Consider the following 17,083-nt stretch of genomic DNA (forward strand, 5'->3'; position numbering starts at 1 on the left):
ATTTCTGGTTTACTCAATTAAACCTTTTATCTTTTCGTTCTTGTAAATAAGACCTAATCCAAAGCCCAACACCCAAAATAAGACCACCAATATATCCAGATTCAAAAAATGATGAAAAAACATCTCTCCAATTGAATAAAAAATAATCCTTTTTGGCATAAACAATTAATGATGCAAGCAGTACTGACACAGCATCAGCAATTAAGAATAAAACTAAGCAACCTAATATCAACTTAGATATTCTGATAAAGCTATTTTTTAGCATTGGCATCATCCTTTTTATCAAGAGTATCTTTTACATGATTTCATTTTTTCACTGAAAGATGTCAACTTGGATGAATAGTCACACAGGTCATTTGACACCCATCAAATGATCTGAGGGTCGACATAACTATATATTATGTGACTATTTACACCCATTATTAATCATTCCGTGTTTTTTCTTTGCCCATGAATAGGTAATTGTTGCTCCGGTGTTCGGGTCAACATAGCTTACTGTAAATTTCTCATTAACGAGTTTATCGCATGAGGTTTTGGGGCTGAGAAGCAAAGATCCCGGCCAATTGACCGGGATGTTTGACTATATTAATTGCAACGCTTGCATGTCACACAGTAGATCTTCCCGTTCTTCTCCCTCTAACTCTTTTAATAACTCATCAAGAGGATAGGTTGATAAAATCTGTTTAATTTCTTTTCGGTGGAACATTTCAACATGCTCAGGGCCACGTGCAGCCATTAATATTAAATTAATAACTGCCAACATTAATTGCTCAACAGGGAGCTGGTAGACTCCCTCATATTGATAGGAAGCATACCCTCTTCCATCTGCATCCTCTGGCCATTGCGAGTTTCCCCTGGCAATGTCATCCAATTTCACACGACAACCATCATAACAGCACTCTAAGAAATCCCTTTTAATCTCATAATAATCAGTACGTTCACTGTTCATGATTTCTTCCTCGGCGTTAATAGCACACCATTGTTATCCAAGACGTTAACTTGGATGCCAGGATATCTTTTCTGGAATTGATCAACTACACCCAAACAACTACCATAGGCGGGACGTTCAGTGAAGTTGGTTACGGGACTTTTTTGCTGGTTGATACTGATTTTGTCATAAGCCACCACTGGTTCAGAGTTTACTCACTTATCCCAGTGTCCACTATTGCTGGATAGGAGAATCTGTAAACCGCAAAGATGTGAAGGTAACTGGCCGATTATAAAGTAAAATCCCAACCGCGAAGGGTTGGGATTATTTGGACTACTGGTCGTCAAAATAGATATCGAAAGAGCATTCTAATCCAAATGCAGATATTGCTATCATCTGCTGGGGCCATAACACTGGGCCACTATGGCCATCTTTTGAACGCCATGTGCATTTAAGCGTCATTTTCACATTTCTTGTATTTTGGATCTCATGCAAAGCATCTTTGGATTCAGATAGTTGCATCATAATCCAGTCTATATGGTCCCTTAGATCTTTCGAGTCAATGTTATCTTTTGACGAAAGGAACCAGCCTGATATTTTTATTTCTCTGGCTTTTCCTCTGCTATTAATAACGGAAGTGCCAGCTATATTTATTTGAGTTGCACTGATACCTAATAACCGTGTTATCTCATCAGGATGGATTAGCCCTGGATAAATAAGAAGTTCAGCGTAACACTCTGAACAGGTTGCATAATCTTTTGCAACCTGCGTTATCATTGAGTCAGTAATATTCACGGAACATAATCTCCTATATTTCCAATAATGTTGCCAGACTTATCAACATAATTACCATTGTCAAGAATACGCCCATAAAAATCGTTTCTTAATCCATTATCTTTTTTCAACGCTTCCAATGCTCTTCCCCATTCTCTGCTTGTCATACTCTCACCAAGACTTTCATTTAAGGCGTTAGCTGTACTCTTGTTTAGTGTATTTCCACCGGATTGAAGAACATTGGGAACTCTACCAGCAGCTCCAACACTAGGAGGAACTGGCAACGGTAGTCCTTCAGCATCAAACCATTTACCATTTATAAGCTGATTTGATCCTTGATATGAAGGGATAGACGGCTATTTTATCCCCTTAATCCCATAGGCCGCGCCACCAACTGCCATTGTGGTATGGAAAATTGCCATCCCATTATATAGCTTGCTGGCCGTTTCCTTGCTAACTCCCCAGTTTTCAACCAGCCGACTTACGTTAGCATCACGCTCAGCTTTCGCATCCGCCGTGGCATACCGCCATATGAGGGTATCAACCTGGCCTTTACCTTCCTTGTAAACATTGCCCATCGTACCAATATACTGACCGTCCATCTGCTCATCGTAGCTTTTTGCCATCGCCACCAGTTCCTGTCTCATTCCCTGACAGGCAGCCGAAGAGAGATTCTTACAGGCTAAGTCCAGCGCCACATCAAACCCCTTACTCTTCGAGTTCAGGTCGCTGATGAGTTTTTCGGCCTGCTGTTTCTGGTTTTCATCCTTAATGTATGGCAGTGACCACTTCGCATCCTGTCGATGCTTCTCATCATGAGAGTTCAGCACATTATTCTCAACCGCATTCTTCCCGGCCTGCGCACCCGCCACCACGTCTGCCGTGCTGTTACCCGCCAGGCCACCCGCCAGCCCTGCTGCGAGGGTGCTCAGCGCACTGATGGTCTGCTTCTGCTCTTCGCTCAGGTCTTCCCGCTTTATCCCCGGGTACATCTGCTGCGCGAGGAATTCCGCAGTGGTCGCACCCGCCGCACCTGAGAGCGCATTATTGCCTTGTGTTGTTATTAGTAGTTATCGCTGTGAGTTAGCATTATTTTCTGGATACGCTTCACTAAAAAATTTGTATGTTGCTGCCAGCATTTCCGCATAAAATGGATCAGCAGAAATTTCTTTATATCTAGTATAAATTTTTGAGATTAAATCATCTGAAAATTTTATTCTAAAGGATGTCCTGCTGTATTTAACAAACCCGTCCATCGTTTCATCTAAAATAGGTGTCGACATATTTGTTATATGCTGCTCAACATAATGCAAAGCATACTCTTTATTAAGATCAAAAAAATGAGAAAGGCAAGAGCTGTCTAAATAATTATCACTATTTTCTTTTGAACCTATTATTTTCTTGCAAAAAATCTCACACTCCCTTGGGTCGATAAAATGCAAGCTTGTAAGCAAGATGGCAACTTCATCTCGAGGATCATCATACGAATCAGCATTAGTATAACCAAATTGCAAATAATTATTTAGTTCTAAAATAATTTGCTCTTTTGATTTTTTCATTATTTACCACTCCCTTTCACATCAAAGAGTTGACTAGTTACCGTGGATAATCTTTTTGTTCCATCAGGCTGTATCGTCCATACTGCATTGAGCCGAACAGATCCAGTGGGTCCTTTTAAAACAACAGAACTCATTCTGTTTTCCAATGTCAATTCTTTAGCCGAGTCGAATAGCTTTTCAATAATAATACTATTATTTAGATTAGATTCATTATCGATACCAGCCCTTAATAAGTTCTCCCCCATTGTACGAGACTTTTCGATTCTTCTGATATCATTCTTTAACGCGTCCACTTCCGCCTTTTTGCCTGATTTTTCAAAAGCACGTTGATCTGCCATTTGTTCTTTTCTTAAAACTTCCAAACGTGCTTTCGATGCATTTAAGTCGCCAGAAGCTCCACCTCTGAGCTACACCTCAATCTTATCAACTGGGATATGTGCATCACTGCTCACCATAGTTGCATGTAGTTTACCATTTGCATCAGGTAACATCTTAATACCGCTTTCCATCCGAGCAACTTTTTTAATTATTTTTACCGTCGCTCCAGATACAATAGTATTGCCGCCGATATCCCCCAACACTTTCTCTTGCAAAGATCCAACCATTTGTCCTGCAAGTTCTGGGTTATTCACTAACGCATAGTCATATAGCTGATTCCACTCAGCAACAGAGATTTTAATTGCATCGTAGGTTTTATCATAGTTCCAGATGGCACTTGCGAGGTCAGCAATGGTATCCATAGGATGTAGAATAGTGTTGACGGCTCCTTCTAAACTTTCTGATACTCCGTCTTTTAAACCATCCTTAACGCCTTGTTCTCGACCTTTTTTAAAAGCATCTTTTTTACTTTGGTCATTTCCATAAATATCATCAAGGTCGACACCTTCAGCCTGTTTTTGAATACTGGATTCAATTTCTTTATGCGTTCTTCCTGCTAAGTTAAAGGCATTATTCTCAACCGCATTCTTCCCGGCCTGCGCACCCGCCACCACGTCCGCCGTGCTGTTACCTGCCAGACCACCCGCCAGGGTGCTGATGGTCTGCTTCTGCTCTTCGCTCAGGTCGCTGACTTCCTTGCCCGGATACAGCGCCCCCATCACGACTTTTGCCATCAGCTCTCCACTGACCGCACCTGCCGCACCCGCCGCTGCGCTGTTGCCCGCGGCATATGATACGACTGCACCCACCACCGCATGCGCCATAGCCTGAGCTGCCGGATTGCCCGCCGTCAGCTTATGGATCTGCTCTGCAATATACGGATTGGCTGCCCCGCTGATGGCCTGCGCGATATTTCCACCCGCCAGCCCCTGCACCGCCGCCGTTGCCGCCTGGATGCCCTGCTGAATGGCGCTCCCGGTTCCCCACTGCTGCTGTGCCGTTTTGTAGCCGGAGGTTTTCCCGTCAGGGCTTTATGTTACTTTTTTAACGCAGGCATTACATAGTAAAAGAACCATAAAATTAGACTTGTAGGGATAGCCCCAAAAACAGCTCCTCTCAAGCCTAACCATAAATTATCAAAGTAAAAAACACCTTCAGACAAATAAGAAAGCCCTTCAAAAAAAAAGAAAAAGACTATAACAACAGAACTTATAGCAAGCTCTATTAGTAGGAAAACCTTAGCTAATACCATGAGGCTCTTTATCATTTCTTCACCTCTGTTTTTTTCTCTAAATATTTTGGTACTAACCCCGATGCTGTTGAATCCCCCATATTTCCAACAATCGACGGTAACGGATTCTGTGGTGCTGGTTTTGTTATTGTCCAGACCCCTGTTGGAACCCATTCATATTGCTTTGATATTGGATTAAGGACTTTATCCATTGGTATCTTGATCATATTACCTACCGCATACCCAGTACCTGCACCTGCTTTACTCGTTAATGCCGCTACAAACGGATCATCACCACTAATTTCAGCCTGGTAATAACCGCCTACTGCATTCCATGCCACCGTTGGATTATATCCTTTACCGACTGTAATCCCACCAACGATTATTGAACCAATTACATCAGACAATTTTATTTCACCTGTTGTGCCATATTGAATGCCTGCACTTGCTGTACCTGTAATTCCTACAGCAATGAGCTGTTCTTTAGTGTTATTCACAGCATTAGTAATAATTGCTTTTCCGCCCATTATCGCTACCGGCCAGGAGGTTGGAGTCATTATCACATCCATAACCCGATCACCTGCCGTGATATTATCCTGGAGGAATTTAAGATCGGTTCCGTTAAGATAATTCACCAGTGCTGCTGCACTTGGATCTTTGAGCTTTTCATCCAGTCTGATTTGATGCGGGTTAGCATCATTTGCCACATTAGTGTACCCCTGTATTAGTTCCTGCCAGCTCACACAGGCAACACCGCCACCGGTACAGGCTTCAACCAGCTCTTTACTGTTTTTATTACTAATGTCGATGTATTTCTCGACCACTTTTTTACAGTCGCCACCCGATTTTTTGCAATCCAGCATTTCTTTATCAAGCTGACGGGCTTCTTTCTCATTGAGGTAGTTATTCTCAACCGCATTCTTCCCTGTCTGCGCACCCGCCACCACATCCGCCGTGCTGTTACCTGCCAGGCCACCTGCCAGCCCCGCCGCCAGGGTACCCAGTGCGCTGATAGTCTGCTTCTGCTCTTCGCTCAGATCGCTGACTTCCTTGCCCGGATACAGCGCCCCCATCACGACTTTTGCCATCAGCTCTCCACTGACCGCACCTGCCGCACCCGCCGCTGCGCTGTTGCCCGCGGCATATGATACGACTGCACCCACCACCGCATGCGCCATAGCCTGAGCTGCCGGATTGCCCGCCGTCAGCTTATGGATCTGCTCTGCAATATACGGATTGGCTGCCCCGCTGATGGCCTGCGCGATATTTCCACCCGCCAGCCCCTGCACCGCCGCCGTCGCTGCCTGGATGCCCTGCTGAATGGCGCTCCCGGTGCCGTAAGGTGCCATGGCCGTGTTGTAGGCTTTATCGGCTATCTGTTTGGCTGTTGGCTCTTTATTCCCTTTGGCAATCAGTTCCGCTCTCGCCGCCTCCAGAGCCGCCGGGTCTTTTTTCGCCTTCAGGCCCGCGATATCACCCTGCGTCCGCGCGATATCCGCCGCCTGGTTCCCGATTTCCGAGATAAGCTGCGCTTCCTGCAGCCGCTTCTGCTCTTTCTCTTTGTCGAAGATAGGACTCAGCGTCTGGTTCGCATGCTCTGCATCGCGGCTCAGGTCGGCCACATCCTGCTGCTGTTTGTCTTTATCACGTACAGTGATGGTGCCCGCCGACACCGCCGACCTGGTCGTTGAGCTGTCGTGCCCTTCGTTGTTGACTCCGGTCAGCAGCGTGTTCGCCAGGTTCCCCGCGAACTGGCCACCAATATTACCGCCGGTACTGAACCCTGCGCTCTGGTGCTCCACCTTGTAATCGGCCTGGTTGTGGATTTCCCCCCAGCCCAGCGTGCCGGTATCCAGGCGGTTTTTGTCCGCTGACGCTGTGGAGCCAATCACCGCCCCGTTAAGCTGGGTGTGCTCACCCACCGTCACGTCAAACCCGCCCTTGCCCGCAAACAGCCCGGTTTGCTCTTTCACCGAGTCGTAGTTGCTGTGCATTTTGTCCCGGCTGACGTTCACGCTTGCCGAGCCCGACATCGAGCCAAAGCTAAAGCTCGCGCCCGCGCTGACGTTCTGCTGTTTGCTGTCGTAGCGGTCGCTGTCCTGCTCTGAGGTCAGCGTCAGGTTGCGCCCCACATCAGCCACAATGCTGTTGCCGCTGACCTGCGCGCCCTGCAGCGTGGTGTCCCGCCCACTGGTCAGCGTCACGCGGTTCCCGCTTTCCACCGTGGTTTCACTGCGCGTGACCGTGCTGCCGTTCTCTTTGCCTTTCCCGGCGTTCACGCTGGCCGACACGTTGATCCCCGCGCCGCCAGAGCCATAACCTATTCCAACGCCCACGCTACCGCCGTGGCTGCTGTTGCTGCCACTGACCGTTTCGGTGTTCGACGCCGAAGACAGCAGAATATCACGTGAGGCATTCAGCGTCGTATCGCGTCCGGCCTGGAGCTGGCTGCCCACCACCGCAATATCCCCGCCGGTGGCCTGAATATGGATATCGCGCCCGGCATTCAGCTTGCTGCCCGAAGCCGTCTGCTGATCCAGCTTACGCTCGGAGGTTGACGACTGGCTGCCGTAGCTGAGGCTAATGCCAACGGTGTTGTCGTTCCCCTTCACGTCGCCCGTGGCATCATCTTTCGCCACCGCCTGCGCGGCGCTGACCCCGGTCAGTGCCGCCTGGGTGCCCTTCAGCGCCGCCAGTCGCCCGTCGCTTTCGTTGCGGGCCGACTTCGCCTGCTGTACCGAAGTGTTCACCGCACTGCCCGCCGTACCTGAAAGCGCCAGCGTGAAGCCGCTGGATTTCTCTTCGGTTTTGGTCAGTTCGGTATGGCTGTTCTGCGCCGCCGTAATGGCAACCTCACGCCCGATAATGCTGAGATCCTGCCCGGCCACCACGTCGCTGCCGTGCACTGTCGCCGTGTTGCCCGCCGTCAGGCTGACGTTCCCGGCGCTGCTGCCCACGGTACTGCCTTTTTTGACGTTGCTGTCGCTCTCGGTGGTCACCTTTTGGCTGGCCGAGCCCACCGTAAAGCCAATACCGCCGGTGCCCATCAGGCCAGATTTTTTCTTCTGCGTGACCTGCGTGTCGTGCATTGATTCATCGGCAGTGGTTAACGTCAGGTTATTGCCTGCCGCAAGCGCCACATCCTGCGTGCCAACCACATTACTGCCCTGCACCGTGAGGTCGTTCCCCGCGCGCATCTGCACGCTGTTGCCGCTGAGCGTGGTGCTCTGCGCGTCGCGCTCGCTGGTGTTGCCGTAAAAATCATAGGTCGTTTTCGACAGGAAGCCTTTTTTCGTCCACTGGCTACGGCCTTCATGGTCGAAGGTAGATTCGCCGCTGGTCAGGTTGATGTCATGCCCCGCCTGGGCGATCAAACCGTCCTGCGCGGTGAGATCTGCTGCCCGGGCGTTAATGTCCCGCCCGGCGGAAAGCTGGAGGTTGCCTCCGGCGTCGATGCGGCTGCCCGCCTCGCTGGTTTGCAGCGTGCGATCAAAGTGTTTGGCATCCCGCGTGTAGTCGGTGCCGTGGCTGAGCTGTCGCGTATCCAGGGTCAGATCCCGCCCCGCCGTCAGCTGCGTGTCGCTCTCTTTGCCCCGGTTGACCAGCTCGCTGGCGGTCAGGCGAATATCGTTGCCGGCCTGAAGAATCAGTTTCCCCTGGTCGTTTTCAACGTAGATCCCGGCCGTGCGCTCCAGCCATGCTTCAGTGCCCTGGCGGCCGCCCTGGGTCTGGCTGACGATGTCATGCCCGGCCGCCAGCGTCAGGCTGTCGCCCGCCATCAGTTTGCCGCCGGTGTTGGTGATATCGTTTTTCGCCAGTACCGTAAGTTTATCACCCTGAATAAAGCCTTCGTTGCTCAGGTTTTCCGCGCTGATTTGCGTCAGCTCGCGGCCTTTTACCGTGCCGCTGTTGGTGACATCGCCCTGGGTATTCATCAGCACGCGGTTGCCTGCCAGCAGCGCGCCGTTGCCGGTCACATCGTCCGGTTTCACCCGGACATAAAGCTGCGGCACGCTGACGACTTCGGTGCTTCCGTCCGGCAGAGTGACGGTTTTATTCACCATCCACACCATGTCGCTGGTGAGCAACGCCGCCTGCTCAGCGCTCAGCGCCACGCCAGGCTTAAGCTGATATTGATCCGCAAAGGTTTTACCGTTGTTCAGCAGCCATTTGTACTGCTCATTGTCGTCGCTCATTCCCGTCAGGAAGCGCTGCCCGGTCGCCTGAGCAACCTGGTCGCGCACCAGTTTTTGCTCGTAAAAACCGTCGCCCAGCCGTTTCTGCAGGCGGTCGCCCCAGACATCTTCGCTGCTGAACAATGCCTTACCGCTGGTAAAGCGGCTGTCGGTTTCAATCAGATAATGGTTGCTGTTCCCAGGATGCAGCACAAACAGGCTGCTTTCCGGGAGGCGCAACACCAGCGGTACGACACGCACCACCAGCTCGCTCGCCTGGCCGTTTTGTTTCAACGGCAGGTCGAGGATCCCCCCCGGTTGCGACGCCGCCAGCGCGTCCAGGTCCGCCGGGTTATTGAACGTCACGTCTACCGTCCCACTGCCGCTGGCACGGCCACCTGCCGCTGCCTCCTGCGTCACGCCGTCGGCAACAATTTTTGTCCCTGAATTATTTTGCGGCCCAATGAGCTGCCCCGCCCCTTGCCCGGCGCGCGTGGCCACCTGCATCAGCCCCATCGCCAGCGGTGTTTCGCTGTTATTACCCGCATAGGCATAGACGGACTGCCGGGTTTTCCAGTTGCCGCCGCCTTTATAGTTAGAGATGGTCTGGCCCTGCTCAACAATCCGCTGAATCCCCTGGCTTTCATTGTTGAAGACCTGCGCCGTGCGGGTGACCAGATCGCCCCCGGCGATGATGCGGCTGTCCTGGTTGGTGAGGGTGCCACCTTCAACCGTCAGATCCCTGCCGCTGCGAATTGTCGACGGATCTTTCTGCACCACCTGCGTTTGCCAGACCTGTCGGGTGTAGCGATATTCATAGAAGTGCTTCGTCACGCCGCCGGGAATAAAGAAGCGCAGTCGGTTATTGCTCCCCGGCTCTTTTTGCAGGCTGACGCCCGGAATGCGGTTGCCGTTCTCATCAATGGCGTAACGGAAGCGACCTTCCCACGGCCCGAGGCGATAGCGTTTTCCGTCGCCGCCAAAACAGGCGCCATCGCCATCGCCGTTGCAGAACTGGAACTCACTCACTTCACCGGAAGACGACACCAGCACAGGCGCATCACTCAGTAACAGATGAATATCCCGGTTGTCGATTTGCTGTGCCGCCAGGTGCATGGCCCCCATGGCTTCAATATCGGCGCTAAAGTTTTCCACTTTTTGCGCCAGGCCGGAAAGCGTGCCGTCCTGGCTCATCTGCCCGCCAATCGCCATATCGCCGTCGCTGTAAATCAGGGCATGGTCGCTGTTAGTCAGGTTGTCGGTCGCGACAATCAGCCGCTGTCGAGCGGCAATCGTCGCGGCTTTATTCTGCGACGCATCTTTGTCGTTGATCAGCCTGCGGGCGTCAATCAGCAGGTTATCGCCGTAGATCCGCCCGGTGCCGCTGTTGTGCAGCGTGTCGGCGATGAGATGGCTATTAGTGCCGTCCACCAGCCCCGTGTTGGTCATTTGCCCGGCGCGGATCGCGACCGTACTGCCTTTAATTTCGCCGCTGCCGCTGTTGTTCAGCGCAGGCGTGGTAATGCCCAGCGTTCTGAGCGCCGTCAGTAAGCCCGAGTTGGTCAGCCCCCCGCGAGCGTCAAGGATCAGGTCGCCGTTGCTGGCGAGGGTGCCGTCCTGTAACAAGTGCACCAGCGTTGTCAGATTCAGCGCCTGTTCGGCCGTAATGCGCCCCACGCCATTCAGTTGGCGAAGCTGCACATTCATGTTGCCCTGCGAAACCAGTTCCCCGCCCTGGTTACTCATCACCAGCGCGCTGGCGTTCATCGGCACAATGTCCAGCTGCTGCTGGGAAGAGAGCAGGCCGCCCCGGTTGTCCAGCGCCGCCTGAATATCGGCGGCAAGCTGATTCGCCGCCCGCAATGCTCCCTGCTGGTTGTTAACCGTGCGCGCCGCCAGCTGCAGGTTACCCGCTTCAATGCCCTGCCCGCTGGTGCGCGTGTTGTGGTTATCCACGCTGTCCGCCGCGAGCGTGAGCGTTTCATTGGCTTTAATAAAGCCCTGGCTGTTGTTGAGATCCTGATTAACCTTCAGCTCGCCGTCTTTCCAGGCAAAAACTTTGCCCTGCTGGTTATTCAGCGTGTTGGCGCTGAGCGCCAGGCCTCCGCCCGACAGCAGTTTGCCGCTCTGGTTATCGATGTGCCCGCTGAACAGCGAGAGCATGGTGTTACCCTGCAGCGTCCCGCCCTGATTAGTCAGCAACCCGCTCAGCAAGGTGAGCGTCTGGTTAGCCAGGATCTGGCCCTGCAGGTTGTTGAACACGCCCTGTTGCGCGTCCAGGTACATTGCGCCGCCTGCCTGTATCTGGCCACCCTGGTTGTTAAACGCCGTGCCGGTAAGTGATGCCTCCCCCACCGTGCTAATCTGCCCGCCCCGGTTATCCCACTGCCCGCCAGTGCCCTCCAGTTGTCCCGCCGCCAGTAGGCCAGTCTGGTTGTCGAGATCCCCGCTGCGCAAAGTCAGCTTGCCACCGGAACGAATGCCGGTGACATCGCCGCTGGTACCTACGTTGGTAAGCTTTGCCCCCTGAGTATCAAGGGTAAGATCGCCGGTCGCCTGGATCAGGCCGCCCGTGTTATCCAGTGCTCCGCCGGTCAGCGTCAGTTGGCTGCCGGTCAGCCTGCCGCGCTGGTTGTTCACCTGGTCGCCCTGAATCGTCAGCGCCTGCCGGGCGGCAATGCGCCCGTCACCGTTGAGCAAGGCGCCGTCCAGCGTCAGGCTGGCATCGTCATCCGCCGACTGAACCAGTCCGCCGGCGTTGTTCAAACTACCGGCCCGAAGCCCCAGCCCTCGCAGGCTTTCAAGGGTGCCCTGGCTGTTATCAAGCGCCCCTGAGATCAGCAGATTCACCGCCCCCTGAGGCGTGCTGATTCGCCCCGCCTGGTTGTTCAGATCTGAAGCATTGAGGGTGATTCCCTGCTGCCCGACCACCCGCCCGTTACGGTTATCCATGCCACGCGCCAGCGAGATATTAACGCCACCGTTGGCCGCCATTAGCGTACCTGTCCGGTTATCCAGGGCCGCCCCTGCCAGGGTGACGCCGCTGCCGCTTTGAATAGTGCCGCTTTGGTTGTTTACCGCGTCGCTGGCGTTCAGTTTTAGCTGCCCGTCACGGCTGCTGAGCAGGCCATGACTGTTATCCAGCCCTTCCGTACTCAGCGTCAGTTCGCTCGCCCCGCTGGTTTCACCGCGGCTGTTATCCCAGGATTTCCCCACGGCGTTGACCTTGTCTGCCGCGATCAGCCCGGACTGGTTATTCACCTCCCCGACTTGCAGCGTCGCAGTTCCACCCGCGCGAATACCGGTTTTATCGCCCAGGGTCTGCGAGTTATTCAGCTGCTGGCCCTGGGTATTAAGTGATAAATCGCCTCTGGCCTGGATCAGGCCCGCCGTGTTGTCCAGTCCGCGCCCGGCAAGGGTCACGGCTGACGCACTGATGCTGCCCTGCTGGTTATTCAGCCCGGCACCGTAGCTAAGGGTAAAATCACCGTCGCCGCTCAGCGTGCCCTGCTGGTTATTGAGCGAGCCAGCATTGATGCGCACTCCGCTCAGGCTGGCAATTTGCCCGCCGCTATTATCGATCTCACCGCTGAATGTGAATGTGGCTTCCCCCGGCCCCCGCTGCAGCAGCGTGCCGCCCCGGTGGGACAGGCTGTTCCCCTCGAGCTGCAGCTGCTGGCCTTCAGTCCTGGCCCCGTTCAGGGACAGGCGAGCGCTGTTCAGGCTCAGGAAATCCTCACTGAGTATGTCGCCCTTGTCGCCGACAAAATCCTGGCTGGTGACGGCCAGCCCGCCGTTTTTCTGCGCTATCAAGCGCCCTTGCTGGTTGTCGATGCGCGCGGCCTTGAGGGTGACGCCGCCATCAAAACTGCCCACCTGCCCCTGGCTGTTGTTCAGCGTTTCAGCCTCAACCGCCAGACCATGCGCCGCGGTGATCGATCCCTGGGTGTTATCGACGACGCCGGTTTTGAGAGTTAAAGCCTGCGCCCCGGTCTGCACCAGTTGCCCCTCGCGGTTGCTGATTGCCCCTGCCTGAAGCTGCAGAGTTTCCGCGCTGAGGTGGCCTTTATCATTGCGAAGCTGGCCCTGGGTGCTGGCTCTCAGGCTACGATCCGCCGCCAGCGTGGCGCTACGGGTGTCAATGTCCCCCTGAGTGGCGGTGAGAGACATGTCTTTCGCCTTCAGCTTTGCACCCTGTAAATCCAGCGTCTGCCCGCTGGCGGAGAGGCGCTCGCCGGCCAGGAGTTGCCCCTGAGCCTGAAGCTGGCCACTCGCCGTTAGCGTCATCGCGCCGGGTTTCGTCAGGTTGCCTTTCTCATCCACACCCGCGGCGGTGACGCTGTTCTGCTGCGCGTCGATGGTCGCTGCCGTCACCTGCACATTGCCTGCCGCCAGCACCGTGCCTCGCTGAGTGGCCTGATTGCGGGCATCAAGCTGGATCTGCCCGTCGGAGCGGATCTTGCCGCTGTTATCGATATCACCGGCGGCGACGTGTATCGCCTGCGTCGAGGTCATTAGCCCGTTATTCGTGAGCTTGCCGTCGGCACTGAGCGACAGCTCCCCCGCTGACGCGCCAATCTCCCCGGCGTTACGCACCCCAACGCCACGCTCGGTGCCCACCAGCTTAATTTTATTGGCATACATGCCGCCCAGCGCCGCCACATCCAGCGCAAATTCGGGCTTGTCTCCCGCGCTTTCCGGCTGGCTGGACAACACATTGCCTTGGGCGTCGGTCTGGTTACGCCCGGTTGTGAGCTGCAAATTTTTTGCCTGTAGCTGGGCGTTGACGTCAACCGAGCGGGCAATCAGCCGGGTGTAATCACTCTGCCCATCGTTCAGCCCCTTACCTTCGATGCGGATCCGGCCGTTATCCACGTCAAACCCCTGCAGACGGCCATTTTCAATGCGCGCTTTACCCGCCGCCAGCGTGGAGGTATTGGCGTTGATAAAACCGCAGCCGCTACAGGTAATGCCCGCCGGGTTGGCGATAATCACATCCGCGCGCTTCCCGGCCACTTCAATAAAGCCGTTGAGCTGGCTGGGGTTGCGGCTGTTCACTTCGTTGAGAATGACTTTGGCTTCGCCTTTGGCAAGCCACGGGTTGCCAGCCACCGTCCCGGCCAGTTGCGTCTGGCTGTTAACCCGGCTGTTGTTAAGCACGGCGCCGCGTTCGCCAACATCAAACTGGCTGTAGCGGTTGTGTGACAGGCCGTTTTCATTTGGGGCCTGGATATTGACCTGAGGCAGACCGTTGGACGTGTTGACCACCGTCGGCTGCTGGTGACCGGCAGCGGAGCCGTCCGCCACAATGCCGTCGGCCCAGGCCAGAGGTGCAACGATGCCACCGGCAAGCCATAACGAGAAGGTTAGCGCTGAGAGACGGAGACAGGCGCCAGGTACAGCCCCGGGACCCCGCGTTGACTCTCCGCCGTGTGCACGAGCTAATTCTGACACCACTACCAGCATCTGGCGGGCACGATTAAAAACGATGCGGTAGCACAGCTTGTTCATAACAATAACTTCCCGTCATTCTGCCTCAGGCAGTCCATGTTGAATTAATATTGCCAGTTAACGCTAAAGCCTAAGGTCACCGGATCGGTGCGAAAGCCGGAAGGCTTAGAGAGCGGTATGCCGGCAAACAGGTCGTAGCCAATTCCCGTGCGGCTGATATTGCCGCGAACCCCGCTTACCGCCCCGGCCAGATGACGCCCCAGTAGCGCAAACCCGTCCGCGCGGCCGCCTACTTCGCCATAATCTGCCCCGAGGTAGAGTTCCTGCTGAGGCAGCGGCGTTTGCCACGCCAGGGTGTTCTGCACATACCAGCCGTGGTTGGCGCTGAGAGAACGCTCCCCGTCAAAGCCGCGAACCGTCCAGCGGTTACCGATAGAAAATTGGTCCTGAGGCGTCAGAGGTGTCGAGCTGGTCTGGCGCAGCCAGCTAACCTGGTAGCGGAATTGCTGATTCGCCAGGGCAAACGGCAGGTTTAACGAAGCGTTCCAGGTGAGGATTTTGCTCAGCGCTGTCGCGTAGTCGCCTTCAGGGTTTTGCTCTTCCCAGGCAGGCATTGCGCCAAACCAGCGCGTACCGCGCTGATAGCTCACGCCAGCGTCCAGCGTCGCCGCCCCCAGATAGTGACGATGACTCAACCCCAGTTGCCAGGCACTGGTCCGCCGACGCTGTATATCCAGTTCGGTATCGTTAATGTAGTTACGCGTTTCGCGGTACAGCACGCCGTAGCGCAGCGTGGTTTTGCTGTTGCTGCCGCGCTGAATCACCCGGCTAAGGCCGGTATTCAGATTTTTGCTCAGCCCGGAATAGCGGATATCGCCGTTGAGGCCAGCAATGGACTGAACATAGTTGGAGCGCCCACCGGTCATATCGAACAGCCAGTAGCCCCACGGCAGCGAATAGTGCGCATTCAGGCTGGTGCTCTGTTTTTTTCCCTGGAAACCGAGATCGTGCCCCGCTGAAACATAAAACAGGTCACTCAGCGCCAGTGGGTTGTCCAGCGCCAGCATCACGCCGCCCTGGGTACGCCCGGTACTTTTGGTGCCGGAGTCGTCTACCCAGACGCTGGTATGCCAGAGGCGGGATTGTTTCCGGGCTATGACGATGTCACTCTCCCCTGGCTGCTCACCCGGCACCAGTTCCATACTGGCTTCGACGGTGGGTAAACGCTGCAGGTTCTCCAGCCCTTGCTCAATGTCGCGCAGATCCAGCAGATCCCCTGCTTTCACCGGCATGGCCGTTGTGATAATCGCCCGGCTGTCGGCATCGTCTTTATAGCGAACCGCCCGCACTTTCCCCGGGAAGAGCGTTAACTGCAATGTGCCGGAGCGTAGATCCTGTTCAGGGGCCAGCACCCGGCTGGTGACCCAGCCGTGCTCAATCAGGTTGTTTTGTATGCGGCTGATAAGCTGGTTGATGCCTTTTATGCCGAGGCAGTGCCCGACCCCAGCGTTGGCGATGCGCGGCAGTGGCACCCAATGGGGAAACGCCTGCCTGCCGCTCAATTCAACGGTATGAATCGGGAAGCACGGGGTTTCAGCCGGGAATGGGCCATTCACATCTGGCGTGGTGTCAGCCTCCAGACGTACGCCCGGAGCCTGGGGGGCTAATTGCGCCTCACGAGCGTCCTGTTGGGCCTGCTGGTGCTGCTGTTGATGATCGAAAAGTCGGGAACTGTCGGGGGCGGCCAGAGCCTGGAATACACTGCCTGCACAGAAAACGGCTAACGAATTAAAAAGGAATGAATGCACAGACGGCATATCACCTTCCCTGATGAAATATGAAATATTCTAAGATTTCGCCTATTATCGTTAAAACGCGTTCAATGGCAATAATTACGCTTAATTTGACCGACGATATATCCTTCACGTTTAAATGCATGCATTGATTTTTCCTAAAAATTTACCGACCACGCCGGCGTATTCCTAAGCACATTTAAGATATTTAAACGAAATATCCACAATACAAAAAAGACAATATGGCGCTTTCTGTGTTGTGAATTTAATATATGAACAACAGAAACACCTCAGAGTAAAACGCCGAACAACAAACAATAAAACATTGATTTCACTTAACTTAATTCAGAATCGTACGTTATCTTCAGCCGACCAAACTCTGGATTATTCGCAGTTCAGGAATATCATCCCCGATGGCACACCCCGCCTGACACCCCACCAATATTAGTAGGTTGAAAATATTATTCATATTTTGATTCGATGAAATTTTCACACAAACTCGACAGTAATAATCATTCCCCTGACGCTCTTTTAGGGATGAGATATTTCCGGGGCACTCCCGCATGAATTTAATACAGGGTAAGAAAGTCGACTCCCGCCTGAAATATTCTTTATCTGAAATCAGCCCAAACCGGACACGCGTAATTAGCTTCGCTTCTCAGAAGCCCTCGTTCATGGGCGTGATATTGCCGTGGTAAACGCTACGACTTAGCTCACAAAATTAATGACATAGTTGTAAAGCGCTACCCAATGAGGCAAGCCAGGTGATAACGTGTCGGTCGTCTCTGGGCAGG

The 17,083-nt window shown here is 53.8% G+C and carries 11 protein-coding genes and 2 pseudogenes; all 13 read right to left on the minus strand.

Features of this window, described 5'->3' with window-relative positions; translation table 11 throughout:
- Window positions 1-13: 13 nt before the first annotated feature.
- Complete coding sequence (locus LH23_RS23675) at window positions 14-265, minus strand: hypothetical protein (protein ID WP_071842755.1); 252 nt, start codon at window positions 263-265, stop codon at window positions 14-16.
- A gap of 315 nt (window positions 266-580) precedes the next feature.
- Window positions 581-949 (minus strand): hypothetical protein, encoded by a 369-nt coding sequence (locus LH23_RS19695; RefSeq protein WP_039294883.1) that lies wholly within the window; start codon window positions 947-949, stop codon window positions 581-583.
- Window positions 946-1,128 (minus strand): deaminase domain-containing protein, encoded by a 183-nt coding sequence (locus LH23_RS24465; protein ID WP_156108066.1) that lies wholly within the window; start codon window positions 1,126-1,128, stop codon window positions 946-948. Before LH23_RS24465 ends, LH23_RS19695 begins: the two co-directional genes overlap by 4 nt.
- Before the next feature lie 133 nt (window positions 1,129-1,261).
- The gene (locus LH23_RS23680) at window positions 1,262-1,723 is read right to left on the minus strand and encodes a DUF4279 domain-containing protein (protein ID WP_231560152.1); all 462 of its coding nucleotides are present in this window, start codon (window positions 1,721-1,723) and stop codon (window positions 1,262-1,264) included.
- On the minus strand, window positions 1,720-1,986 hold the full coding sequence (locus tag LH23_RS24110) for a hypothetical protein (protein WP_156108067.1): 267 nt from the start codon (window positions 1,984-1,986) through the stop codon (window positions 1,720-1,722). The genes LH23_RS23680 and LH23_RS24110 overlap by 4 nt, the downstream gene beginning before the upstream one ends.
- Before the next feature lie 72 nt (window positions 1,987-2,058).
- Window positions 2,059-2,532: a DUF6862 domain-containing protein gene (locus tag LH23_RS19700; protein ID WP_419672752.1), complete on the minus strand. Its 474-nt coding sequence runs from the start codon at window positions 2,530-2,532 to the stop codon at window positions 2,059-2,061.
- A pseudogene (locus tag LH23_RS24470) lies at window positions 2,521-2,754 on the minus strand (VENN motif pre-toxin domain-containing protein); the annotation flags it as partial. The gene LH23_RS19700 and the pseudogene LH23_RS24470, both read right to left, overlap by 12 nt.
- Before the next feature lie 18 nt (window positions 2,755-2,772).
- Window positions 2,773-3,261 (minus strand): hypothetical protein, encoded by a 489-nt coding sequence (locus LH23_RS19705; protein WP_039294888.1) that lies wholly within the window; start codon window positions 3,259-3,261, stop codon window positions 2,773-2,775.
- Window positions 3,261-3,599: a hypothetical protein gene (locus tag LH23_RS19710; protein WP_039294890.1), complete on the minus strand. Its 339-nt coding sequence runs from the start codon at window positions 3,597-3,599 to the stop codon at window positions 3,261-3,263. Before LH23_RS19710 ends, LH23_RS19705 begins: the two co-directional genes overlap by 1 nt.
- Before the next feature lie 609 nt (window positions 3,600-4,208).
- Window positions 4,209-4,637, minus strand: a pseudogene (locus LH23_RS24475) (VENN motif pre-toxin domain-containing protein); the annotation flags it as partial.
- A gap of 38 nt (window positions 4,638-4,675) precedes the next feature.
- Window positions 4,676-4,906, minus strand: coding sequence for a hypothetical protein (locus tag LH23_RS19720; protein ID WP_039294893.1), 231 nt, complete (start codon window positions 4,904-4,906; stop codon window positions 4,676-4,678).
- On the minus strand, window positions 4,903-14,556 hold the full coding sequence (locus LH23_RS19725; RefSeq protein WP_052050375.1) for a hemagglutinin repeat-containing protein: 9,654 nt from the start codon (window positions 14,554-14,556) through the stop codon (window positions 4,903-4,905). The genes LH23_RS19720 and LH23_RS19725 overlap by 4 nt, the downstream gene beginning before the upstream one ends.
- Window positions 14,557-14,600: 44 nt before the next feature.
- Entirely contained in the window at window positions 14,601-16,304 is a 1,704-nt protein-coding gene (locus LH23_RS19730; protein WP_039297010.1) for a ShlB/FhaC/HecB family hemolysin secretion/activation protein, read from the minus strand.
- Between the last annotated feature and the right edge of the window lie 779 nt (window positions 16,305-17,083).

Source organism: Cedecea neteri (assembly GCF_000758305.1).
Taxonomy (GTDB): Bacteria; Pseudomonadota; Gammaproteobacteria; order Enterobacterales; family Enterobacteriaceae; genus Cedecea; species Cedecea neteri_C.